The 25,912-nt window shown below is 41.4% G+C and carries 19 protein-coding genes and 1 pseudogene; 12 read left to right on the plus strand and 8 right to left on the minus strand.

Features of this window, described 5'->3' with window-relative positions; translation table 11 throughout:
- Positions 1–29: 29 nt before the first annotated feature.
- The 3 genes from FTV27_RS04905 to FTV27_RS04915 all read left to right on the plus strand — a co-directional run bounded on the left by FTV27_RS04905 (position 30) and on the right by FTV27_RS04915 (position 2,842).
- Entirely contained in the window at positions 30–647 is a 618-nt protein-coding gene (locus tag FTV27_RS04905) for a rhomboid family intramembrane serine protease (protein ID WP_180026481.1), read from the plus strand.
- A gap of 245 nt (positions 648–892) precedes the next feature.
- Positions 893–1,072 carry a hypothetical protein gene (locus FTV27_RS04910; RefSeq protein WP_078193028.1) on the plus strand — a complete coding sequence of 60 codons (180 nt, stop codon included), beginning with the start codon at positions 893–895 and terminating at the stop codon, positions 1,070–1,072.
- 219 nt (positions 1,073–1,291) lie between these two features.
- A complete protein-coding gene (locus FTV27_RS04915; protein WP_111884443.1) occupies positions 1,292–2,842 on the plus strand; it encodes a hypothetical protein in 1,551 nt (516 codons plus the stop codon).
- A gap of 163 nt (positions 2,843–3,005) precedes the next feature.
- Here FTV27_RS04915 and FTV27_RS04920 read toward each other — a convergent pair whose 3' ends face one another.
- Positions 3,006–4,625, minus strand: coding sequence for an inorganic phosphate transporter (locus tag FTV27_RS04920; RefSeq protein WP_180035527.1), 1,620 nt, complete (start codon positions 4,623–4,625; stop codon positions 3,006–3,008).
- A 479-nt stretch (positions 4,626–5,104) separates the two neighbouring features.
- Here FTV27_RS04920 and metH point away from each other — a divergent pair, with 479 nt between their 5' ends.
- Both metH and FTV27_RS04930 read left to right on the plus strand, forming a co-directional pair.
- Positions 5,105–8,794 (plus strand): methionine synthase, encoded by a 3,690-nt coding sequence (metH, locus tag FTV27_RS04925; protein ID WP_180077270.1) that lies wholly within the window; start codon positions 5,105–5,107, stop codon positions 8,792–8,794.
- Between the two features lie 219 nt (positions 8,795–9,013).
- A complete protein-coding gene (locus FTV27_RS04930; protein WP_180077272.1) occupies positions 9,014–10,312 on the plus strand; it encodes a hypothetical protein in 1,299 nt (432 codons plus the stop codon).
- 122 nt (positions 10,313–10,434) lie between these two features.
- On the opposite strand, the pseudogene FTV27_RS04935 reads toward FTV27_RS04930, so the two are convergent.
- Positions 10,435–10,798 (minus strand): annotated as a pseudogene (locus FTV27_RS04935) (endonuclease domain-containing protein).
- A 272-nt stretch (positions 10,799–11,070) separates the two neighbouring features.
- Between FTV27_RS04935 and dhaK the strand changes: the two are divergent.
- From dhaK to FTV27_RS04950, 3 genes are all read left to right on the plus strand, one after another.
- Positions 11,071–12,801: a dihydroxyacetone kinase subunit DhaK gene (dhaK, locus tag FTV27_RS04940; RefSeq protein WP_180077274.1), complete on the plus strand. Its 1,731-nt coding sequence runs from the start codon at positions 11,071–11,073 to the stop codon at positions 12,799–12,801.
- A gap of 224 nt (positions 12,802–13,025) precedes the next feature.
- Positions 13,026–13,703, plus strand: coding sequence for a DUF421 domain-containing protein (locus tag FTV27_RS04945; RefSeq protein WP_180077276.1), 678 nt, complete (start codon positions 13,026–13,028; stop codon positions 13,701–13,703).
- A gap of 600 nt (positions 13,704–14,303) precedes the next feature.
- A complete protein-coding gene (locus tag FTV27_RS04950) occupies positions 14,304–15,491 on the plus strand; it encodes an ammonium transporter (RefSeq protein ID WP_180077277.1) in 1,188 nt (395 codons plus the stop codon).
- Between the two features lie 76 nt (positions 15,492–15,567).
- Here the strand turns inward: FTV27_RS04950 and FTV27_RS04955 are convergent, their stop codons facing one another.
- Positions 15,568–16,266 (minus strand): HAD family hydrolase, encoded by a 699-nt coding sequence (locus FTV27_RS04955; protein WP_180077279.1) that lies wholly within the window; start codon positions 16,264–16,266, stop codon positions 15,568–15,570.
- A gap of 172 nt (positions 16,267–16,438) precedes the next feature.
- Here FTV27_RS04955 and FTV27_RS04960 point away from each other — a divergent pair, with 172 nt between their 5' ends.
- Complete coding sequence (locus tag FTV27_RS04960) at positions 16,439–17,146, plus strand: phosphatase PAP2 family protein (RefSeq protein ID WP_180077281.1); 708 nt, start codon at positions 16,439–16,441, stop codon at positions 17,144–17,146.
- A gap of 30 nt (positions 17,147–17,176) precedes the next feature.
- On the opposite strand, the gene FTV27_RS04965 is transcribed toward FTV27_RS04960, so the two are convergent.
- The 5 genes from FTV27_RS04965 to FTV27_RS04985 all read right to left on the minus strand — a co-directional run bounded on the left by FTV27_RS04965 (position 17,177) and on the right by FTV27_RS04985 (position 23,534).
- Complete coding sequence (locus FTV27_RS04965; protein ID WP_180077283.1) at positions 17,177–18,502, minus strand: ATP-binding protein; 1,326 nt, start codon at positions 18,500–18,502, stop codon at positions 17,177–17,179.
- 19 nt (positions 18,503–18,521) lie between these two features.
- Positions 18,522–19,190: a response regulator transcription factor gene (locus FTV27_RS04970; protein WP_180077284.1), complete on the minus strand. Its 669-nt coding sequence runs from the start codon at positions 19,188–19,190 to the stop codon at positions 18,522–18,524.
- 3 nt (positions 19,191–19,193) lie between these two features.
- Positions 19,194–20,864 carry a phosphoethanolamine transferase gene (locus FTV27_RS04975; protein WP_180077286.1) on the minus strand — a complete coding sequence of 557 codons (1,671 nt, stop codon included), beginning with the start codon at positions 20,862–20,864 and terminating at the stop codon, positions 19,194–19,196.
- 140 nt (positions 20,865–21,004) lie between these two features.
- On the minus strand, positions 21,005–22,120 hold the full coding sequence (locus FTV27_RS04980) for a porin (protein ID WP_180077288.1): 1,116 nt from the start codon (positions 22,118–22,120) through the stop codon (positions 21,005–21,007).
- A 127-nt stretch (positions 22,121–22,247) separates the two neighbouring features.
- On the minus strand, positions 22,248–23,534 hold the full coding sequence (locus tag FTV27_RS04985) for an MFS transporter (protein WP_180077290.1): 1,287 nt from the start codon (positions 23,532–23,534) through the stop codon (positions 22,248–22,250).
- Between the two features lie 169 nt (positions 23,535–23,703).
- Here FTV27_RS04985 and FTV27_RS04990 point away from each other — a divergent pair, with 169 nt between their 5' ends.
- From FTV27_RS04990 to FTV27_RS05000, 3 genes are all read left to right on the plus strand, one after another.
- On the plus strand, positions 23,704–24,339 hold the full coding sequence (locus tag FTV27_RS04990) for a 1-acyl-sn-glycerol-3-phosphate acyltransferase (RefSeq protein WP_180077292.1): 636 nt from the start codon (positions 23,704–23,706) through the stop codon (positions 24,337–24,339).
- A 61-nt stretch (positions 24,340–24,400) separates the two neighbouring features.
- A complete protein-coding gene (locus FTV27_RS04995; protein ID WP_180024072.1) occupies positions 24,401–25,324 on the plus strand; it encodes a patatin-like phospholipase family protein in 924 nt (307 codons plus the stop codon).
- Between the two features lie 99 nt (positions 25,325–25,423).
- Positions 25,424–25,903 (plus strand): NfeD family protein, encoded by a 480-nt coding sequence (locus FTV27_RS05000; protein ID WP_078189968.1) that lies wholly within the window; start codon positions 25,424–25,426, stop codon positions 25,901–25,903.
- Positions 25,904–25,912 lie beyond the last annotated feature (9 nt).

Raw genomic sequence — 25,912 nt, forward strand, 5'->3', positions numbered from 1 at the left:
ATAAATTTTAACAAGTAGAATAGTCATATATGTTGGGCCTACCCTTTAACCACACCGTGACCATTATCCTGATTACGGTGGTGATTTCACTGATTGCATTTTCAAATCAGAAAGTGATGAATCGTTTGTTATTTTGGCCGCCAGCCCTCAGTCGTGGCGAATATGACCGATTTATTAGCCATGGCTTTATTCATGCAGATGGCGCGCACCTATTGTTCAACATGATTACCTTATTTTTCTTTGGTAGCGTGATTGAAAGTTTTTATCGCCAATATTTCTTCGACATGGGCTTTGTGCTGTTTTATTTAGGCGGCTTGATCGCGGCGATTATTCCGAGTTATTTAAAACATAAGCATGATACCCATTGGGCAAGTTTAGGGGCTTCTGGGGCGGTGTCTGCGGTACTCTTTGCGTATATTCTGTTTGAACCCTGGAAACTGATTTTTGTATTCTTTATTCCTGTTCCTGCGATTATTTTTGCCGTGCTGTATGTGGCTTATAGTATTTGGTCAGGTAAACGTGGCAACAGCAATATTAACCACAGCGCACACCTTTGGGGCGCAGCATATGGTGTAATCATAACGATTATTCTTGAACCGAAGCTCATTCCACATTTCTTAAGTCAGTTATTAAACGTTCCTTTCTAACATTAAGTTTAAAAAATCAGCCTGATGTAACCAGTAAAATGACAGCCTAAACCGTTTCAGTTTAGGCTTTTTTATTGTGCAGAGTTTAACCTCATGACCATTGATCTTTTCTTTAGCCAATTTCCCACATCTACAACACCGCACTTTGAATATCGAGCTATACAATTTCACAGCAGATTGAAACGCTATCTATCCTTGCCCTGATTTAAACTGAAATGACACAGAATAAAAAAGGGAAAATTCCAATGAAAATAGTCCTGATGTTCTCAAGTTTGCTGTTGACCTGCGTGTTGAGTGCTTGTGCCGTTCACACCCGTGAAGGCAGTATCGTGGTCGACCCAGATCGTAATCACTATCCTTATAAGTACCCAGATCGACATGGCGACTTTTGCCCGCCCGGACAGGCTAAAAAAGGCCGTTGTTGATTTGCCGTTGCTGATTTCATGCCCTCTTCTTTTAAGCCTTCAAACCGAAGGCTTTTTCAATTCCGGCAATAAAATTTGAAACTGTATATTCTACGAAAGTTCACAAAAGCACATGACAAATCATATAAATCTGGCACTTTATGCCACCCTATTTTTTAATTTGGCATAGATAATGTATACATCTGTATATTAATGACAAAATTAGCTGAGATATTTTGCATGTCGAGTTCAACTGAAGGTCTTCAATTTCCCATTTCGGCTTCAAACCAAAAGCCGAGTACATCTAAAACTGGTCGTGAAATTATCGCTGAAGCCTTAGCTGCAGTTGACCATCACTCTTCTGTACGTGCAAAACAAGAAAAAAACTGGCGTAAAAAATATCCTGAATATTTTAAAGCCTTGGTTGAACAAGGAATTCAATCATCTGAAGCTGCGATCAACATTGCTGAGCAAGGTTTAAATAAAGCGCATCACGTCTTTGAGTTTTATCGTAATCAAGAAAAGTATACGCTCAAAGATGCAGTAGCTTTGACTGCACATCCGCTGCATACCGTGAAATTAAAAGGTGAAAGTGACGCAGCGCCTGAGTGGTATGTGCCCTATCATGGCCAAAAACTTCAAGGTGAGGCTTTACTGGCTCAGATTCAAAAATGGCAAGATGCTGGCATCATTGAAGCCAGTCATGCCGACGCATTACGTGAAGCCATTGCACACCCAGAATGGTTCGATTTGTCAGATCGGACTATGGTGCTTTTTGGTGCTGCCTCCGAAGCTGGCCCTCTGACGTGGTTAGCAAAATGGAAAGCCAATATTGTGGCAATCGACCTCAATAATGAACGTGTTTGGGATCGAATCTTAAGCACGGTTCAGGCCGGTAATGCCACTTTATATGCACCAAGTCTCGACGCTGTGCATGAAGACACACCCATTCAAGAACTAAAACACAAATTGGGCGCCAATTTACTGACACACATTCCTGAAATTGCACAATGGCTTGCACAAAGTGAACATCAACTAGATCTGGCTGCAATTGCCTATTTAGATGGTGAAAAGCATGTTCGTGTTGCAATGGCAATGGACAGCATCATGGCCTATGTCAGCCAACAAAAAGCCGACACCAGCTTGATGTTTATGTGTACTCCGACCGATGTCTATGCGGTTCCAGAAGAGATTGTTACGGCAGCGCAAGCCAAATTCCAAAACCGTGCTTCTGCACAAAAACTATTGACACAAAGTATTGCCAAAGTCACAGGTCAGCATTTCTTTAAGCAAAATAATGAGCAAACCACCACAGCAGACAATGGAAAATCCTATGGTATTGCTGACTGTCTAGTGGTGGAACAAGGTCCAAACTACGCACTCGCAAAACGTATCCAACAATGGCGCGCAACTGTCGCACGTCAAAATGGTCAGCGGGTTAGTATCAATATTGCGCCATCCACCACGACCCGCTCAGTAACGAAGAATCCATTATTAAAAGCTGCATTTAATGGTGCGAGTTTATTTGATGTGGAATCCTTTCAACCTGAAACCACTAATGCACTCATGGCGGCTTTATGGATTCACGACTTGAGAAACCCTCAATCGGTTGCTAACCCTGAAACAGCGCTAGACCATCCATTAGAACTCATGATGCATGGTGCCAACCATGGTGGCTTATGGCGTGTGGCTTATTTGGCGCGTACTGCCTTACCTTTTGCAGCGCTATATGGTTTTGCTGAAGAGAAGTTGCCCGTGAAAAAAGTATTGGGACTGTTTAAAAAAGCGTAACGGCATTGGTTCAAATAAGTGTTGAACTTTTCAAAGCTTCAACTTGTTAGTTTGACTATTCCATTTCAGCTCAGCCATCCCATTCAAATCGGTGATGTCTGAGATAAAGCCATAAAAAAACGCTGCCGAAGCAGCGTTTTTTTATATCTGCAATTTGAGTTGCTTAGAACACTTTCAAGAATAACCAGTACAAGCAGCCTGATAGACAGATCGTTGCAGGTAAAGTGAAGACCCAGGCCGATAGAATGGTCTTCACTGTTGCAAAGTTCAAACCTGACTTATTCGCAACCATGGTACCTGCAACCGCAGAGTTCAATACGTGTGTGGTCGATACTGGCATACCAAAACCATCCGCAGCAGCAATCGTTGACATAGCAACAAGCTCGGCAGACATACCCTGACCATAGGTCATGTGGTTTTTACCAATACGTTCACCTACAGTCACGACAATACGTTTCCAACCCACCATGGTTCCAAGACCCAGTGCCAATGCAACAGCGACTTTCACCCATGTTGGAATGTACTGTAAGAACGAGTCTAAGTGACTACGATATTCCTTCACAGTCTTTTGTTCAGCTTCTGCCATTGCTGGTAGTTGCTCAGCTTTATCTAGACGTTTAAAAGCAGTAGTACTTAAGTACATGTCATTACGAATCGAAGATACTTCTTGTTCAGGAATATCTTTTAAGTCGCCATACTGTGCAACACGCTCACCTAAATGATCGGTCAAACTTGCTAAAGCTGGCACAACTTCTGGGCTGACTTCTTTGGTTTGAATGTATTTGGTGAGTACATCACGCGCTTGTGCATCAGGAATATCCTTATGCTCTGCGTAGATCGCAGTCGCAGTTTGAGCAGATAACTGATGGAAAGATTGAATATGTTGATTATCTAAGTTCTTATTCAATGAATAAGCCAATGGCACACATCCGATCAAAATCAGCATGATCAGACCCATACCTTTTTGACCATCATTTGAACCGTGCGCAAAACTTACACCTGTACAAGTAAAGATCAAAATTGCACGAATCAGTGGTGGTGGCGGCTTATTGCCTTCTGGTGGCTGAAACAATTCTAGCTGTTTGCGGAAAATACGCTTCACCAACAAGAAAACGAGAGCCGCAAATGCAAAACCAATCAGTGGCGAGAACAATAACGCCTTACCGACTTTAAGCACCTGCTCCATATCTACACCGCTCGCACCACCGCCTGCATTTAACAGGTAGTTCATGATGCCAACGCCAAGAATAGAACCAATCAAAGTATGCGAACTAGACGCAGGGATGCCTAAGAACCAAGTTCCTAAATTCCACAAAATCGCTGCGATCAACATAGCGAAAACCATGGCAAAGCCAGCACCTGAACCGACATTCATAATCAATTCAACAGGTAACAAGGCAATAATGCCGTAAGCGACTGCACCACTGGCAACCATTACGCCTAGGAAGTTACAGAAACCCGCCCACATTACCGCAACCGGTGCTGACAAGGCGTTGGTATAAATCACTGTTGCTACTGCATTTGCAGTGTCATGGAAACCATTTACAAATTCAAAGCCAAGTGCGATGAATAAGGCTGTGCCCAATAAAATCATTGAATAAAGACTTAAAGGCGGAACATGCGCTAAATCGGCAGTCACCTGAAAACCAATATAAATCAACGTTGAAATAATCACCGTTAAAAATACCGGCATAAAGAATTTCGGTGTAGGCACATGAACATTCGTGGACTTTTGAGGAGTCGACGTGTGCGCTGAATCTACGGGAGTTTGTTTAGAATTCATGCAGGCAGGAATAGAGGATTTTAAAATCCCCATATTGTTCAATTTAATTATGACAATTATATGACAAAGCGGTGTCATATAAAGCAATTTTTCATGCTTTATTTGTTTTTTTTAAGCGTTAAACACCGACTTCCACACTCTACTTTCATAAAGTAAATCAGTTATTTAATCTACGTATTTAAACTTTATTTTCTTTGAAACCCAATGTTTCAGCTTATATTTCATCTGTCATGTTTTTTTGTCATATTGCATAGCCCTGCTGGATGTTTTTTAATCTTGCCTGAGCAATATGACAAATTCATGAAGCTTTCCATACATTTATATGAAATTGGAATATGAAATTAGCAAGTTGCAATATTGCTCATTAATTCAACAAGCTAATAATTGCGCGCTGTGAAGATGATTGAATATCAATAAAACTGCAATGAATTCTGTTAATATATTTGCCGATTTTATATTCCATCGGATTGGGGTTATTTATGTCCACGCTTGCCACCCTAAAAGAGCTGCTCGCTCAACGGATTCTGATTATCGACGGTGCAATGGGCACCATGATTCAGCGTCATAAACTCGAAGAAGCTGACTACCGTGGTGAGCGTTTTGCAGATTGGGCATCTGACCTCAAAGGCAATAATGACCTATTGGTGTTGACTCAGCCGCAAATCATTCAAGGCATTCATGAAGCCTATCTCGATGCTGGTGCAGACATTATTGAAACCAACAGCTTTAACGGCACAAAAGTTTCAATGTCTGACTACCACATGGAAGATTTGGTATCAGAGATCAACCGTGAAGCAGCGCGTATTGCCAAAGCAGCTTGTGAAAAATACTCAACGCCTGAAAAACCGCGTTTTGTAGCAGGTGTGCTTGGCCCGACTTCACGTACTTGCTCGATCTCGCCAAATGTAAATGACCCAGCATTTCGTAACATTACTTTTGATGAGTTAAAAGAAAACTATATTCAAGCTGCGCATGCCCTGATTGAAGGCGGTGCGGATATTCTACTCATTGAAACTGTATTCGATACCTTAAACTGTAAAGCTGCCATTTTTGCAGTGAAAGAAGTCTTCAACCAAATTGGCTACGAATTGCCATTGATGATTTCAGGCACGATTACCGATGCCTCTGGCCGAACTTTAACTGGCCAAACTGCTGAAGCGTTCTGGAACTCTGTGCGTCATGGTGATTTATTGTCGATTGGCTTTAACTGTGCCCTAGGTGCAGATGCCATGCGTCCGCATGTAAAAACCATTGCTGACGTTGCCGATACTTTTGTTTCGGCACATCCGAACGCTGGCTTACCAAATGCCTTCGGCGGTTATGATGAAACCCCTGAACAAACCGCTGCCTTTATTAAAGAATTTGCAGAAAGTGGCTTGATTAACATCACTGGCGGCTGCTGCGGTACAACGCCGGATCACATCCGTGCTATTGCCAATGCCGTAAAAGACATTGCGCCGCGCCAAGTGCCAGAAACCAAACCCGCTTGCCGTCTCAGCGGTTTAGAGCCGTTCAACATTACAGAAGATTCGCTGTTTGTAAACGTCGGTGAACGTACCAACGTTACAGGTTCTAAAAAATTCCTACGTTTAATCCGTGAAGAAAACTTTGCCGAAGCTTTAGAAGTTGCACAGCAGCAAGTTGAAGCCGGTGCTCAGATTATCGACATCAACATGGATGAAGGCATGCTGGATTCAGAAGGCGCAATGGTGCACTTCCTGAATCTTGTAGCCTCTGAACCTGAAATTTCACGTGTGCCGATCATGATTGACTCATCTAAATGGGAAATCATTGAAGCGGGCTTAAAATGTGTACAAGGTAAAGCGGTTGTTAACTCGATCTCCCTCAAAGAAGGCTATGACGAGTTCGTTGCAAAAGCGCGTTTGTGCCGTCAGTATGGCGCTGCCGTGATTGTGATGGCCTTTGACGAAAATGGTCAGGCCGATACAGCTGCACGTAAAAAAGAAATCTGTAAGCGCTCTTATGACGTGTTAGTGAATGAAGTTGGCTTCCCTGCTGAAGACATCATTTTTGACCCGAACGTGTTTGCCGTGGCAACTGGTATTGAAGAACACAATAACTATGCTGTGGACTTCATTGAAGCGACTGGCTGGATTAAGCAAAACTTGCCGCATGCCATGATTTCTGGCGGTGTGTCTAACGTATCGTTCTCTTTCCGCGGTAACGAGCCTGTACGTGAAGCGATTCACTCAGTGTTCTTATACCATGCCATTCAGCAAGGCATGACCATGGGTATCGTCAACGCAGGTCAAATGGCGATTTATGATGATATTGATGCTGAACTGAAAGCTGCGGTTGAAGATGTGATCTTGAACCAAAACCAAGGTGAAAGCCATCAAGAAGCTACAGAAAAGCTGCTTGAAGTTGCTGAAAAATACCGTGGTCAAGGCGCTGCGCAAAAACAAGTGGAAAACTTGGAATGGCGTGAACTTCCAGTTGAAAAACGTCTGGAACACGCTTTGGTTAAAGGCATCACCACATTCATTGATGAAGATACTGAAGAAGCACGTCTGAAAGCTAAACGTCCTTTAGATGTAATTGAAGGTCCGCTGATGGACGGCATGAATGTGGTAGGTGATTTGTTCGGTTCAGGCAAAATGTTCCTGCCGCAAGTCGTGAAATCTGCACGTGTCATGAAACAGGCTGTAGCTTGGCTCAACCCATTCATTGAAGCGGAAAAAACAGCTGGCCAATCTAAGGGTAAAGTCCTGATGGCAACTGTGAAAGGTGACGTACATGACATCGGTAAAAATATCGTGGGCGTAGTGCTGGGCTGTAATGGCTATGACATCATCGACCTTGGCGTGATGGTGCCTTGCGAGAAGATTCTGCAAACTGCCATTGATGAGAAAGTCGACATTATTGGTCTCTCTGGCCTCATTACGCCGTCACTGGATGAAATGGTTTTTGTTGCGAAAGAAATGCAGCGCAAAGGCTTTAATGTTCCATTGATGATTGGCGGTGCAACCACTTCTAAAGCGCATACGGCAGTGAAAATTGATCCGCAATATTCAAATGATGCGGTGATTTATGTTGCCGATGCATCTCGTGCGGTGGGTGTAGCAACAACTTTACTTTCTAAAGAAATGAAGCCTAAATTTGTTGAAGACACACGTGCTGAATATGAAAAAGTCCGTGAGCGTATTGCCAATAAACAGCCAAAAGCTGCCAAGCTGACATATGCTGAATCTGTAGAAAATGGCTTAAAAATTGACTTTGCTGCCAATGCGCCTGTGAAGCCAAACTTTATTGGTACGCAAACGCTGACCAATTATCCATTGGAAACATTAGTTGAGTACTTTGACTGGACACCGTTCTTCATTTCTTGGAGTTTGGCAGGTAAATTCCCTGCTATCTTAACGGATGAAGTTGTAGGTGAAGCAGCAACTGACTTGTATGAACAAGCACAGACCATGCTAAAAGACATCATCGACAACAAACGTTTTGATGCTCGTGCTGTGTTTGGTATTTACCCTGCAAACCGTTCAGCAGCGGATTCGGTTGAAGTGTATAGCGAAGATGGTCAATCGGTTACGCATACCTTCCATCACATTCGTCAACAGTCTGATAAAGTGACAGGTAAACCAAACTTGTCATTAGCGGACTTTATTGCGCCTAAAGGTGTCGCAGAAGACTACTTGGGCGGTTTCACTGTATCGATCTTTGGTGCAGAAGAAATGGCCAATGAGTACAAAGCTAAAGGCGATGACTACTCTGCAATTCTTGCGCAATCTTTAGGTGACCGTTTTGCGGAAGCGTTTGCGGAGCATTTACATGAGCGCATCCGTAAAGAGTTCTGGGGTAACCAAGCGTCTGAAACCTTAAGCAATGAAGAATTGATTAAAGAGAAGTATGTGGGCATCCGTCCTGCACCGGGCTACCCTGCTTGTCCTGAGCATTCTGAAAAAGCGCCATTGTTTGATTGGTTAGGTTCTACCGACAAGATTGGTACGCAATTGACTTCTAGTTTTGCAATGTGGCCGCCTTCATCTGTCAGCGGTTTCTACTATGCAAACCCTGAAAGCCAGTACTTTAACGTGGGTAAAATCGCAGGCGACCAGCTTGAAGATTATGCGCAGCGTAAAGGTTGGACATTGGATGAAGCGAAGCGTTGGTTAGCGCCGAATTTGGATGATTCAGTGGTTTAAGAAATCCCCCTAGCTCCCCTTTGATAAAGGGGGAACTAAAAAGCCCCCAAGTAGAGGGCTTTTTATTTTTTAATCTCCCTAAATCCCTCTTTAAGAAAGAGGGACTTTTCGCGTATCAATTGAATTACGTGACAGCTCCTTCCTTTATTAAAGGGAGGTTGGGAGGGATTTATGCAATAATATTGCATTAAAATTCTAAAAACTTTGTAATAAACACTTATGGACAACAAAACATTCACTGGAAGTGGGCCAACATGGGCTAATGCATGTGTTGGGGATAATGGACAACCTAATTATATAGAATATTCAAAAGGCTATTCTAAAGCGGCTAATCTTCTTTTAAATTACATTTTAAATTCCAAAGGTGAACAAATTGATCATTTGATTTATCCAATCTGTTTTAATATGCGCCATTCTATTGAGCTTAGACTTAAAGGTGCTATTGAAGAAATTAGATTATTAGCTCACATCAAAAAGATTGATTTACCCTGTTTTAATTTGATTACTTCACATGATATTGGGAATATTTGGTCATATTTCAAAATAAATGCAAATTTGCTTGATACCCGTTTTAGAGAATTAATTGATCGAATTAATGAAACAATATGTGATATAGCAAGTATTGATCCTACAGGACAAACTTTTAGATACCCTAGAAGCAATGATGATCAGACACATTTAGTCGAACAAGGTGTTATCAACTGTTATATTCTCAATACAAGATTCAAAGATTTAGAAGATAATCTAGATGATTTAATTTATTTGATTGATTCGTTGATAGATGAATACAAACTTGGGACATTCACAAAAAACCTATCACGCCAACAAATATTTGAGTTAACTACACATCTTCCGCCATACGAACAATGGAGTGATAACTCCTTCAAAGCCATTAAAGAAGAACTGACAAAATGTTATAAAATTTCTAATAATGAACTAACTAAAGCCATAAAGCTTATTAAAGATCATTATGAATTAAGTCATAAAATCGGAATCAAAAAACCTCTTGCTTTTTTGAATGATGTCCAAATTTTAGAACTATGTGACATCTGGATAACTTATTTTTCTCCTGACTTTAAAGAAGTTTATAGTCATAAAGAAACAACTGTAGATAAGGATGAAAAAGATTCAAATTTTATAGATGATTTTTTCCGATGTGGTTCATTGCATAAGAAAGGAATGACAATTTTAGAAAAAGACTTATCAGACAATTATGTTTCGGATTTACAATCTTTATATTACTTATCTATAGATAAACATAAGTACAGTGAGAACTATATTTCTTCATATGAGCTTTTTCAAAAACAAGCTAAATATAAGAACATTAGAGACTCTCTAAGTAATATTTTGTCAAAAGTTATATTCTTAGAAGAGTTTGTAAAAAGCCTATTTTTCCTTCATCAAATTGATTTAGCCGAAAAAATTATCAAAATTTATAATTTAGAAACAATATTCAATTTTATACCTGAAGCGAGAAACAGAATATTTTTTAGACATTTTGAATTAATGGGCTATTAAAGCTATTTTCTCTATAATTTTCGTATTTAATCCCTCATAGCCTCCCTTTAAACAGGGAGGAACTATGCGACTCCATAACCGCAATCAAATTCGCATCAAGTCTCCCTTTGCAAAAGGGGGATTTAGGGGGATTCTTTAGAAAATACTTCCAAACAATACCGATAAATCACTTCCACCACATCATCAATCTGCGCCATTACCTGCCCATTATCAAATCTCAACACCTTTAGCCAAAGCTTCATCTCGCACTCGATCTGCCTCTAATCCTTCAGGCAAAAAGTGCTGACCACCATCACACTCAATCACTAAATTGGCTGCAGGACAGTAAAAATCCACAATGAAATTTAAAATTGGTTTCTGTCTATAGAACTGCAAACCTAAAATTTGCTTATTACGAAGTTTTGACCACAATAGTTTTTCTGCTTCAGTCATGTTGTTACGCAAGTCACGAGATACTTGTTTTAAGTTTTTATTGTAGGGTTTCATTATTTTTCTCAAATTTTAAATCTCCCCTAACCCCTCTTTAAAAAAGAGGGGGACGTCAGGTGATTAAATAAACTACGTGACAACGCCTCCCTTTATTAAAGGGAGGTTGGGAGGGATTCCACATCTAAAATAAGTGTACCCAAAAACAAGCCAATCACTCACCCATTAATCAGAAATACTGCTTTTTTACACTTTTATGTCAGACACCACACCAATTTCCTTATAATAATCACCTTTAGATCTCCCCAAATTCATAACCCATTGGTGCATTAATGAAAAAACTCATGAACAACGCAGAAAACCTCGTTGTCCAAATGTGCAAAGGACTTGTACTGGCACATCCAGAACTTGCATTTAATGAATCTTATAAAATCATTTCCCGTAAAGAAAAACACAATAACGTGGCATTGATCAGTGGTGGTGGTAGCGGTCACGAACCTGCCCATGCAGGCTTTGTAGGCACAGGCATGTTAGACGCTGCCGTATGTGGTGATGTATTTGCATCTCCATCGCAAATTCAGGTCTATAAAGCCTTACAGCAAGTCGCAACTGACAAAGGCGTGCTGATGATCATCAAAAACTATTCTGGCGATATGATGAATTTCCAGAATGGTGCAGCGCTTGCAACTGAAGATGGTATCAAAGTTGACTACGTGAAAGTGGCAGATGACATTGCGGTTAAAGACAGCCTATATACAGTCGGTCGTCGTGGTGTTGCAGGCACAGTATTTGTACATAAGATTGCAGGCGCAGCAGCATCAAAAGGCTTAGAACTTGCAGACGTAAAAGCGATTGCTCAAAAAGCTGCGGACAACGTCATTAGCCTTGGTTTTGCTTATAGCTCATGTACTGTTCCAGCCAAAGGCACGCCAACGTTTACTTTGGCTGATGACGAAATGGAATATGGCGTCGGCATTCACGGTGAACCCGGCATCCGTCGTGAAAAAATCTTGCCATCCAAAAAAATGGCACAGCGCATCGTGGATGACCTGTTCCTTGACCGCCCAGACATGAAAGAAGTTGCAGTCTTGGTCAATGGCTTTGGTAGCACACCGCTGCAAGAGTTGTATGTCTTTAACCATGATGTATGCGAACACCTTGCACGTAAAGGCATCAAAATTTACCGCACATTTGTCGGCAACTATATGACCAGTATCGACATGAATGGTGCATCTGTGTCCTTGCTTGCTGTCGATGATGAATTGAAAACCTACCTCGATGCAGCAGCCAATACCCCTGCATTTAAAATGGATGGTTCAGCAGCACAGCCTTTAACTTTTGTATCCAAAGATGCTTCAGCCGAAGCTGTAGTAAACACCCAAGTTGAAACACAGCCTGAACATGCGGTGATCAGCAATGAGCAATTCACCATCGAAAACATGCGCTATGTGGTGGATGTGATGTCTGCCTGCATCATTAGAAATGAAGTGCCATTCTGTGAACTGGACGCGCATGCAGGTGATGGCGACTTCGGCATGAGCGTGGCGAAAGGCTTTAAGCAATTAAAACGTGAATGGCAAAGTCTGATTCAAGCGCAGCAGATAGATGAATTCATGCTGAACTGCTCAATGATCATTATGGAACATTGTGGTGGCGCGTCTGGCCCAATCTGGGGTTCAGCATTCCGTGCAGCAGCGAAATCAATTCAAGGCAAATCAGTTTTAACTGTCACTGATTTCACAGAGATGCTGCAAGCAGCAGTCAAAGGCATTCAAACTACAGGTGAACGTTCATTTGGACGTGGCGCAGTGGTGGGTGATAAAACCCTAATTGATGCCCTAGTACCATGCGCAGATTCATGGTCTGCCCATACCGATAAATCCTTTAAAGAAAACTTTGTACTTGGTGCAAAAGCGGCGGTTCAAGGCGCTGAAAATACCAAAGAGATCGTAGCGCGTATGGGACGTGCGGGAACTGTAGGCGACCGTAGTCTTGGCTATCCAGATGCTGGCGCACATGGTTTAGGTGTAATCTTTACGGATATTGCAGAACATATTAAATAACTGAGCATCTTTAAAAATTGCCAGACCACATCAAAAGCATCGATTCGTCGGTGCTTTTTTTATGGCTATTTTAAAGCACTTTTTTTCATCAAATATCTCATGCATACAATACCGTTAGCATGAAATCCATTTTCAAATAATGCTTAAAAATTAACACAATTGAGCTGCTTTATCGCCTAGCGCTTTGCTAAGTTAAAACATATAACGATAAAAAAGGATGAGACATGGATTTAGCCCAAATATTCATCCATGACACCACATGGACTTTTGCTGCCGAAGTGATTTTGCGTAGCGTCATTATGTTCGTTTTAATCATCGTATTCTTACGCCTAACGGGCAAACGCGGTGTGCGACAGTTATCCATCTTTGAAGTTGCCATCCTCCTTGCTTTGGGTTCTATTGCAGGCGACCCAATGTTTGAGGAGGAACTCCCCCTCTTACAAGCGCTCATTGTGATGACGGTGGTGATTGGTTTATACCGAGTAATCACTTGGCTCATGATGAAATACCAACCCTTTGAAGATTTAATTGAAGGCAAAGCCCTCTACATTGTGGAAAATGGTGAATTGGTCTTAGAGAAAATCAAACAAGGAAAAATGTCGCATGATGAATTTTTCTCTGAAATGCGCCAGCAAAATGTTGAACATTTAGGGCAAGTCCGCGTCGGCCTATTAGAAAGTGATGGCAAATTTAGTATTTTGTTTTATCCACCTGAGCAGGTACGTTATGGACTGCCACTATTTCCGAAACCCTACAAAGCGGTTCGAGATATCAAAATGCATCAGCTGTATGCCTGTACGCATTGTGGCAAAACCATGTACATTCACGGTGCTCAGGATGTCTGCCCGCGCTGCGGATGTTGTGACTGGGCTGAAGCGATTAATACACAGCGTTTAGCTTAAGCATTCAAGGCTTAAATTTTAAAATTCTGTACCGTTTAAATTTAACACTTCATCAAATACAGTCAGATCCAACGACCATCACCACAAAACCCCCTCTTGGATGTTTATTTCGCCATCTAAAAGTGCAACAGCAGAGATTTCATTGGTTAATATCTGTGCATTATTTCAGTTCAGGCAAGCCATCCAGCTTTCATCTTTTGAAGACCACAAGATGCTCAGACAGACTCCCAAAATGTATCATTCGTCAATTTTAAGTTTCATTCTCGCGCTAACATCTATCAATCAGATAAAAATACAAAATAATGAATTGCCCTGAATTAACTCAGAAATGGCGCTATTTGTTTTTCATTTTTTAAACAGATTCTAAAAACATAGTTTTTACTTAATAATCATTCATTTAATTTTGTCATTGCAAATCATTATTGCACTATTTTAGTGCATTATTGTCATGCTCAAGCAAGTCTTTGCTTTATATCGAGTCTTCTACATTTTTTAGTTTTTTTAATCAAAATTTCCCTCTCTCACTCCTCTTTTCGAAATTATTCCGCTCGATATACTGAACTTCTTTTCGTGAACTAGCGCACTAAACTGGAACACCTTATGCAAAATATAGATCTCCTCTTTCTCCTTCTTGGTGCAGTCTTGGTTCTTGCCATGCATGCTGGCTTTGCATTTTTAGAATTAGGTACAGTACGACATAAAAATCAGGTCAATGCGCTGAGTAAAATTTTGACTGACTTTTCTATTTCCGCAATTGCATACTTTTTTGTGGGTTATTACATCTCTTATGGTCAGCACTTTTTCCATATTGGGGACACTTTAGCAGCCGATCATGGCTACAACTTAATGCGTTGTTTCTTCCTGCTGACATTTGCCGCAGCCATTCCAGCGATTATTTCGGGTGGTATTGCTGAACGTGCAAAAATGCGGACTCAAGCGATTGCCACATTATTATTGGTCGCTTTGGTCTATCCATTTTTTGAAGGCATGGCGTGGAATGGTAATTTTGGGCTACAAGCATGGTTAGAACGCACATTTGGCGCAGCCTTTCATGACTTTGCAGGTTCGGTCGTGGTACATGCCATGGGCGGTTGGATCGCTTTAGCTGCAGTACTTTTACTTGGCGCACGTCATGGACGCTATAAAAAAGACGGTCGTATCAGCGCGCACCCGCCTTCAAGTATTCCATTCCTTGCCTTAGGTTCTTGGATTTTAATCGTCGGTTGGTTTGGCTTTAACGTGATGAGTGCACAACGTTTGGATGCCATTTCAGGACTGGTTGCGATTAACTCTCTCATGGCAATGGTGGGTGGCACGCTTGCAGCAAACTTTATGGGTAAAAATGACCCCGGTTTCTTACATAATGGTCCCTTAGCAGGTTTGGTTGCAATCTGTGCAGGCTCAGATGTAGTTCATCCTGTCGGTGCGTTGATTATCGGCGCTATCGCAGGTCTGATCTTTGTCAAACTATTTACATACACTCAAAACAAACTCAAAGTCGATGATGTACTCGGTGTATGGCCACTACACGGTGTTTGTGGTGCTTTCGGTGGCATTGCAGTGGGTTTATTTGGACAAAAATGGTTGGGCGGTTTAGGCGGTATTTCAATGATCTCTCAATGTATCGGTACGCTGCTCGCGATCGTGATTGCATTGGCTGGTGGTTTCATCGTTTATGGTCTACTCAAAGTCACGATGGGCATTCGCCTAGATCAAGAAGAAGAATTCCGTGGCGCAGACTTAAGTATTCACCGCATTTCGGCAAACTCTGAAGAAAACATGTTCTAAACAACACAATCTAAAGCGGCTTTTAAAGCCGCTTTTTTTAACCCTAAAATTCGACAACGCCTTATTTCTGTCAGCATTATTTTAGAAAATCTAAGACCTGATCCAAATGCTGAATTTTATTCGGAATGCTGTGCTGTTGTTCTGCACTTAAAGCATGAAAGCCTTCTAATAAAACAGCAGACATCCCTGCTTGGCTCGCACCATAAATATCATTGATAGGATGATCACCAATAAATAAACACTCGGTTTCCTTCACGCCCAACTCACGACAACTATGCTGAAATATTTCAACTTTGGGCTTACTGATCCCTGCACTTTCCGAGCTGATGATCTGATCAAAATACGATGCAAAACCCAGTCCATTTAAAATATTCAGGCGTGTGGCATGTCCACCATTTGACACCACAGCCAATTTATACTGCTGTTGTTTTAGTTGCTGCAGCAAGCTCAATGCCCCAGGCATCGCCACGGCAAACTGACCGAAGTGCTGAAACCAAAATTGTGTGAGCTCATCAAAATCAGGGCGTTGTATCCAATCTAGCTCCGTTTGTAGTGCATAAGCGACAGATGCCCCAATACTCGGATGTGTAAGGAGTTCTTTTTTCGGATATCCCCCATTATCTATACGGTTAATAATACGTTTAATCTGTACAAGGTCTACCTCCGCCAGCGTCGACTGATAAGACTCGGCTAAATACTGCGTATAGGCCTGAACGCTGTGATCTCGATGAGTCAAAGTATTATCTAAATCAAAAAGGACTGCACGTATGCTCATAAATCTTTATTACTGAGTTTTCAAAAACTTTAACACAATGCCCGTTTTGCTTTATGCATCTTCTTCACTATCTATATCGATACAGTTCAAATAGCCGATTAAGTCTGATTTAAGTTTTGTGGTTTCAAATAGCAGTATTCAAACAAAATAATTTCAGCACATCACACGATTTATGCTCTCGAACCGTTCATTTTTATTACGACAAGCCCTGCTGCTCACGCTCAGTATGGTTGGCCTCCTTTATGTTTTTCCCGTCGGTGGTTCGCTCGACCAAACTTTTATTCAGCCTTGGGTCGACCTACATGGTGGTTTTCCTCATCGTAATGATTGGGCACTTGCGGTGCTGAACCATCGCTATATCAAGAATATCGTCATAGGTGTGTATGTCCTGTATATCGCAGCATGGATATGCAGTTTTAAATATCCTCATCTGAAAGCACGCAAGTTTGAATTCGGTTATTTTATCGTAGTGGCTCTACTCAGCACGGCAATCATTGGGTTGCTCAAATCACAATCTGCGCATGCCTGCCCTTGGAATATGACAGTCGCTACAGCCCACGGCTTTTCTTGGGATTTTTCAGCACGCCAAGGACACTGTTTTCCCGGTGGTCATGCTGCGACTGGTTTTGCCCTGATCACGGGCTATTTTGTTTATCGAATACATCGACCTGCCCGTGCCTATTTCTTTTTATCTGCTGGGCTGATTTTAGGCTTTGCTTTTGGCTGGGCGCAAATGATGCGGGGTGCACATTTTCTCAGTCATAATCTATGGACAGCATGGTTTATTTGGGCCTTTAACACAGTCATTTATACATTTGGCTGTCGTTATCTACCCACAGAAAAAATCAAAACTGCCTATAAACACTTTGAATGGATATAGGCTTTATTCGCAAGGAGTAAATTAAAATAATTAGGAGTTTAAAGGTCTTAGCGGAATCTGAATCGTTACTTTCAACCCACCTAGCGTTTCACTTTTCGCAAAATCTAAACGTGCACCAATATGCGCAGCGGCCTTATCCACGATCGCCAAGCCTAAACCACTTCCAATTTCTTCATGATTATAAATTCGATAAAAGCGTTTTCGAATTTGCTCATATAAAGCTGGGTCGATGCCAGGCCCACTATCTTCAACCTGTACAACCGCCTGTCCCGCATGTTCAAAGACGGAGACATTAATCATGCCCTGTGCAGGGGTATATTTAATGGCATTATCAATCAAATTAAAAATGATTGAATGTACCGTTGGCTCAATACTATATAAGGCAATGCTTTGTTGTTGCTCCATGCCAAGGTCAATATCTTTTTGCATGGCCAAATGCACCAGTTGCTCCACGCAATTGGTTGCGACTTGCTTAAGATCAAAATGTTGTTTGCGCTCAAGTTCAAAGACCGAGGCGTCTTGTTTTGCCAAACTCAATAATTGACTGACCAAATGCTGAATACGAATTAAACCTTTACTCAAATTTTGTAGAGCGTCATCTTGTGGAAATTTTTGTAGCAAAATCTGCATTTGCAAATTCAGTGCGGTAATCGGGGTCCGTAACTCATGCGCTGCGTCAGCAATAAACTGGCGCTGTTCCTGCTGCGACAACGAAATTCGTTCAAACAACTGGTTCATTTCAATAATGGTTGGTGCAATTTCCTCTGGATACGGCATTTGAGAGATTGGAGAAAGTTCAAGGGCATCCCGTTTTGCCAGTTCTTTTTTAAATTTTTCCAGTGGGTTTAAACTGCGTTGAATCAACCATCCCAAAGCGATTAATGCAAAAGGTATAAAAACCAAATAGGGAATAAACATGCTACTGGCCAATTCTGCTGCAAGATGCTGTCGTACCGATTCTTGCTGACTGACCTGAATTTGCCGATCTGCAAGTGGCAAAATATAGGTATGCCACTCATCCTGTTGGGTACTGTGGGTATAAAAACCAGCTTTGGGCTGAGGCGCGACCAATAATTTTAATTGATGGGTTTGATGCGCATTGGATTGATAGGTCCACACATCAACAAATAAATCTTCTTCATGATAATGCTTATGTTGATCAAATTCGCTGCGAATGGGCTGCGGATCATGCTCTGCAACACGTTCCGCCAAATTTTGCATTTGCGCATCTAAAATTTCGTTAATTTCTTCAAGCGCAATTCGATATGCTGAAAACACCAAAAGACAGCCCAAAAGCATACTGAAAACAGACACATAAATAATTAGTCTCTTTTTCAGAGAATAAGGCTGCTGCATGGTCGATAATTCCTTTGCCTTAACCGAGTCGATAACCTAAACCACGAATGGTGCGAATAAAATCTTTGTCTAATTTTGTTCTGAGATGATGCACATACACTTCAATAGTATTACTGCTGATATCACTATCAAAATCATAAAGCTTATCTTCTAAATTGGCTTTCGAAAAAATCTTATTCGGATGTGTCACTAGTGGAATCAATATGGCCCATTCACGGTTAGATAAATCGACATATTGCCCCTTATAGCGTGCAAGATGCTGTTCGATATCTAAAATCAATTCACCATGTTTTAAAATTTTCTGCGGTGCTTCGACTGAACTCAGCCCTGTGCGTCGAAGGAGTGCATGAATCCGTGCAAGTAATTCATCAAACTCATAAGGCTTGATCAGATAGTCATCTGCCCCATGGTTTAAACCATCTACACGATTTTGTAATTGATCACGTGCCGAGATAATTAATACCGGCAATTTAGGCTGGATTTGACGAATTTGTTTCAGGACTTGCATACCATCCATCATCGGCAAACCTAGATCCAGCAAGACGATATCAATTCCCCCTTGCATTATGAGCTTTAAGCCATCGATGCCATTATTCACCCACTCGACTTCAAACTGTTGATAGTTCAACAAAGTTTTGGTCGATTCGGCAATCATGAAATCATCTTCAATAATAAGTATTTTGTGCATGGCTTAAGTCCTACGCTGTACTGAAGTACATTGTTGCAACATATTGTTTTTTTCATCAATCACTTGAGTCTGCACATCGAGCAAACTCAATAGAGATGGAAATAGATTATCCTGACTTAATTTTTGGCTTTTTTGTGCCATTAAACAAGTATATTGCGCTGAATTATTTTTTTGCCAAGCCGGTGAAAACCACATCAACATCGGCACATGAGTTTGCTGTGACGGTGCAATTGCGTATGGAGAACCGTGTAAATACAAACCATGCTCACCTGTCGACTCGCCATGATCGGACAAATACCACAGTCCTGTTTGATAGTTGTTAGTCACTTTTAAGGTGTTAATCAATTCACTCAGCACATGGTCGGTATAGACAATACTGTTGTCATAACTATTTATTAATTCTGTCGAGCTACATCCCTGTATGGCATTGCTATTACAGGTTGGCTTAAATTTTTGAAACGCTGCGGTACTTCGTTTGAAATAAGCAGGGCCATGACTGCCCATTTGGTGTAATACAATTAAACGGGGAGTTGGATCTGCTTTGGGGATCGAAGCCAAATATGTCTTCAAACCATCCACTAAGATTTCATCATGACATTCGCCATCGGCATCACACCACTTTTTCTTCAGTGCTTCAGGAAATTCATATTTTTCAACACGTGTGCATGTGCCCTTACAGCCTGAATTATTATCTAGCCACGTCACCTTATAGCCTGCACGCTGTGCAATATCGAGTAAACCTTCGCGATGACTTGCAAGCTGTTCATCATATTCGGTTCTCGGCATACCCGAGAACATACAAGGAACAGACACAGCGGTTGCGGTGCCACATGAGCTGACTTGGCTAAAATTGATAATATTTTGCTGACTGAGTTCAGGATTGGTATTTTTAGCATAGCCATTGAGTGAAAAACTTTCCGCGCGCGCAGTTTCACCAACCACTAAGACCATCAATTTTGGTAAGCTTTTGGCGCTTACGTTTTCAACCATATGTGCATCTTCACCATAGTTCAGCAATGGCAAATTCTGTTTCGGTGCTTTTTTGTGATAATAGGAAAATGTCGAAGCGATACTGTTTTGTGGTGAGAGCATGCCTTTTAAGTCACGATGCTCACAAAAGATCGCAGCATAATCGACAAAATAAACAAACAGCAAAGCACCCATGAGGATGAGCGATAGCACTATATGTAGACCCTTTTTGGCTACCACCGTGCTTAGGGCTTCTTTATGCAGTGGCAAAAGCCAGATCAATAGCACTGGCAAAACAACCAGTCCAAAGACCCAGATAAAAAATTGTGGCGAGATTAAATCCTGCACTTCCTTTACATCTGTTTGCATCATGTTCTGCACTTGGTCAGATGTAATGGTCACGCCTAAACTATTGACGAAATAAGAACTCAAACCACCAATGATCAGCAAAACACTTGCCAAAAGTTTTAAATTCCATCGCCATTGCAGGAGTTGCATCAGCACATTATAAAGTGCCACTACCACCAGTACGGTTGCCGCTAAGAATAGTCCAGCCTTCAATCCCGTATAAGGTGTGAGCTGCTGGATTTGCTGATAAAACGCGAGGTTCAAAACCACCCCAAGCCATAAGGCAAGCACGAGGTTAAATTGACTTAAACTAAGTCTTGGAATTTTTTGCTGTATTTTAGCTATGACCTGAAGCATATTGGCATCAATTATTGATCTTTGATGCTCTAATCTAAAAATTCAAACTTAAAAATCACTTAAAACTGATCAAAACCAAGCAAGAAAAATCAAAAAAGGCGATGTAAAACATCGCCTTTTGAACAACTTAAATCAAGGTCTTAGAATTTAAATTCTAGACCTGTACCCAATACAGGTTGTTCGCTTTCATTCGAACCTTGTTCAAGTGCTAAGTAACCTGCATAACCATAAGCTTTCACTTGTTTGCTAAATGCATAATCTGCACCTGCAATGAATTGCTGCGCATCAAAGTCATCACCCACTTTATAGGTCGTAGTATTTTGACTATATTGTGCTTTGACTGTCCACGCTTTTGCAGATGGAAGATTGTATTCTGCACCGACTAACCAACCTTGAGCATCATCGATATTCGCAGCTGCAGCTTCATTACCTGCTACAGATTCAACTTCTGAAGTTTGATATAAAGCTTTCAACGCTAAACCTGCATCAAGATTTATGCGACCAATCGCACGTAAAGTATTTGCTGCAGCAAAAGCTTTAGTCCCTGTAACTTCAGGCTGAGAAGCATTTAAAATCCCTACCCCCCCAAAGTTCGATGGAATCGCTTTGTCATAACCAATACCGACAACAACTGGTTTACTGTCATAGACAACAGAAGCTGACCATGCATCACCTAAACCACGACCAGCGACTTTAGCGCCACCTTTTGATTTAGAAATCCCTGAAGCCTCGCCTGAAGCCAATAATGCAGTTGCTTTAACCTTACCTTCACCTAATGCAAAAGCTGGTGATTCATAGACAACAACGTTATCAATACGGTTCTCACCCGTCAGAATACCGGTGATATCTGCTTTATTATCGACATAGTTATTAAATGTATCTACGACAGAAGAAAGCTGTTTAACAGGTGTATCGATCTTACCTAATTTGATTGCACCTAATTTTTCGTCTTTCAAACCAATGAGTAAGTTACGCGGTACAAACGTATCCGAGCCATTTTCACCATCATCGACATAGAAAGTGAATTCAGCTTGATACAGTGCGCTTAAACGATCTGTAAGCTTCTCGTCGCCTTTAAGACCAATGAATGAGTTGTTTGAATTAAGCTCAACGACATCTTTGTCTGAAAAACCTGTTTTATTATCTTCAGGTAAATAATCAACAGACGCATCAATTTCACCGTAGAAGGTTGGTGCTGCAAAGGTTGACCCAGCCAAAAGGCTCAATGCGATAGCCGCTGCTAACTTAGTTTTCATCAAAAATTTTCCTTAAATTATTTTGTAACAGATATTACACACGCGAAACATATTACAAAATTATTAAAATAATATTTGCATTGCTCTTTTAGTGCTTTAGCTGATAAAAAACAACCAAAATCATGATTTAGAAGTGATTTTGGTCATTTTTTGATGCTTTTCCCCAAAATAGAATCGGGACTAAGCTCAATGCAGCCAAACCTGTGATCCAAAATAAATAAGTACTATAACCCAACTGATCGGCCACTATGCCACTGATGCTATACAGCCCCCCACTCACCGTCGCCATAATGGCAACCTGAAATGTAAAGTCCGTTGCTGCAAATGCTTTACGACTATATTGCATCACCAAAGTCAGCATGATCACGAGCAGCATGGCTGAAATCATGTCTTCGGCAGCATTGATCCCATAGATCAGCCATTCATGGACGGGCCGTTTTGCCTCGAACTGCAAAGCCAGCCATGCATAGGCAAATAAACTGAATATTTTCAATACCGAATAGAAAACCAAGGCCTGCGCCCGAGAAATATACTTCAAGCTAAGACCTGCAAGCCCCGCCCCAATTAAAGCAGCCACCGCACCTAACATGGTGATATACAGACCAATTTGACTAAAGCTCAATCCTAAATCGACCATCAGTGGCTTAAGTAAAGGACCTGCCAGACCATCTGCAAGCTTAAAACTCAACAAGATCATCAGCCACAGTGAGAGAGTTTTAGTTTGAGTAAAATAAGCCAAATACTGGCGAATAGCATAGAACAAGCCTGAAGTATGCTTATAGTTGTTATCATTCTCTTGAGAGGAAATTATGTTGAGCTGTGGCTTTAAAGGTTCTCGATAGAGAAAAATAGGGATGGTATTGATGAACACCAATGCCGCTAAAAACAGAAATGTGGCTTGCCAATCCAACCAATCCAAGGCCCAAAGTACAGCACCACCGCCCACGATAAAGCCGAGTCTGGAACCAATCACCTGAAAAGTATTGCCCCAGTGCTGTTGGTCAGTTTTTAAAATATTGACAGCCAAGCCATCCGTTGCAACATCTTGAGTTGCACCGACCAAATTCATACTGAGTAAAGCCACAAAAAACAGCAGCAAATACATTGGTTCATTCAAGCTTTGGATCGGCAAAAAAGACAGGAAGACCAAGACCACCACGGACAACAACTGCATTGGAATAATCCAACTCCGATAGTGCCCTTTGGACCTTGAACCATGCCGATCAATCCACGGTGCCCAAAAAACTTTGATCGACCATGGCAGCATGAGTAATCCAAAGCCACCAATATGCGCCAAAGATACACCTTGCGCTCTTAAAATCACTGGTAAAGCATGCGTCATAAAACCGACAGGTAACCCTTGCGCCCAATATAAGGAAAACAGTAAAAGATAGAGCTGACGAAGCTGGATCATAAGTTCCTAAATGTTGAGTGCGCTGAAGTTACATTTAGAGTAGTCAAAATACGGCTATTTTGCCAATGATCTAAAAAAATCATCGACCTAAGATAAAGGTCAATACTGATGCCGTACTTTTAAATGTGCATCACGTCGAAAATGGATTTCACTTATATAAGAATATGCAATGAATCAAAAGACTCAATTATTTCCAGTTTTGCCCGATCAAGTTCCATCACGCGGCTCCCCCCTGAGCCGCGCTATTTTTAAAAAACTTTTTTTGGCACAAGGATGGAAATTTGACGGCGAATTTCCCAACCTTGCCAAAGCTGTAGCGATCATTTCTCCGCATACTTCTAATATAGATGCATGGCATGGTTTTCTCGCCTTACTTGGAATCGGGATAAAAATAACCATTTTTGGTAAAAACACCCTTTTTGATACCCCCTTAAAACCACTTTTGGATTGGGTCGGCGTGATCCCTGTGCAGCGTGAAAATCCACATGGACTGACGCGTGAAATTGCTGAGATTGTCCAAGCGACAGATCAAATTTGGATTGGAATGGCACCTGAGGGAACACGAAAAAAAGCCGATAAAATCCGTAGTGGTTTTTACTATATTGCCTATGAAGCACAGATACCTATTGTGATGTTTAGCTTTGATTATGCAAAGAAAACCATTCATTGCTTGGGTGTTTTTGAACCCAGTGGAGATTTTGAAACTGATCTCGAAAAAATTTTGAAGATTTATGATGGCAAATTTTCCCCGAAAAATCCCGAATGGTTGGCCTTGCCGTTACAAAAGCACTGGAAAAAGCCCTAGTCAAATGGCTATTTTTTTGATGTGATGTGCACTTTGTATATTTAACCATCAGATTTCACCCATGAAACTTTTGCAATACCTGATTCCTAGCCTCTTTGTATTGGCACTCACTGGCTGTGATTCTGCAACCAAAACACCTGCGACCACGACACCTACACCAGCCAAAGCACGTGAACCGGTGATCGCGATTGCGCTCGGTGGTGGCGGTGCCAAAGGTTTTGCTCATATTGGCGTGCTTAAAGTACTCGAATCACATGGTATTAAACCTAAAATTGTGACTGGGACCAGTGCGGGTAGTTTTGTCGGTAGCTTATATGCCAGCGGTAAAACACCATATCAAATGCAGCAATTGGCCTTGAACTTTAAAGAGTCCGATATTCGTGATTTAACCTTAAATAGCCAAGGCATTATTCAAGGGCAAAAACTGCAAGACTTTGTTAATAAAAACGTCGGCAATAAATCAATTGAACAATTTCCAAAGCGCTTTGCTGCTGTAGCCACCCGTTTGGATAATGGCAGTAAAACTGAATTTAACCGTGGTAATGCAGGCCAAGCGGTACGTGCATCGTGCAGCATTCCAAATGTATTTGTACCTGCAACCATTGCAGGGGTGAAATATGTCGATGGTGGCTTAGTCAGCCCAATTCCAGTGAAAACCGCACGTGATATGGGTGCAGATATCGTGATTGCAGTTGATATCTCTGCGCGTCCTGATGGTAGCAAAGCCGTAAGCATGTTTGGTTTACTCGATCAAACCATTAACATCATGGGACAACAAAGTATTAATGAAGAACTGAAAAATGCCAATTTCGTGATTCAACCTAAAGTGGGACATATCGGCACACTCGATTTGAAGTCGAGCAATGCGACGATTTTAGAAGGTGAAAAAGCCGCACAGCTCAAAGTGAATAGCATTATTAAGGCGATCGACAACTTTAAACAGTCCCCTGCGGCCTTTAAACCAGCACCAAAAGCGAAAATATAATTCAACGATTTTTTTTATATTCATTGAGTTATACATCTGCTACATTGATATAGATACTGGTTCATCTATATCAATTCACCCTTATATAAGAGTAGATGTATGGAATTTATTTTAGAACCTTGGCACTGGTTTGTATTGGGCGTCGCTTTGATGCTTTTTGAACTGATTTTGCCGTCTTTTGCTGCGCTATGGTTTGGCGTTTCTGCAATTTTGGTTGGGATCTTATATTGGATCTTTCCATCCATGGACTTTAATGTCCAAATTGTGGTTTGGATTATTTTTGCCGTGCTTTGCACATTTTTGTGGTTCAAATTTATTAAGCCTTTATCCATTGATAAAACCAAAGCAGGTCTGTCCCGTGAAGCGACGATTGGCCAAGTGGGTATGGTGATTCAAACCCAGCTCAATCATGGCAGCGTTAAAGTTCGCTTCCCGATGCCTGTTTTAGGTTCAGACGAATGGCATTGCCGTACTCAAGATGCACTTCAAGTCGGTGATCGTGTTCGCGTGACCGATATTTTAGGCAATGATTTAGTCGTCCAACTGCACAGCAGCAACCACCCCACTGACAATCCATAAATAAGTGAG

The organism is Acinetobacter sp. YH12251, from assembly GCF_013417465.1.
Lineage (GTDB): Bacteria > Pseudomonadota > Gammaproteobacteria > Pseudomonadales > Moraxellaceae > Acinetobacter > Acinetobacter amyesii.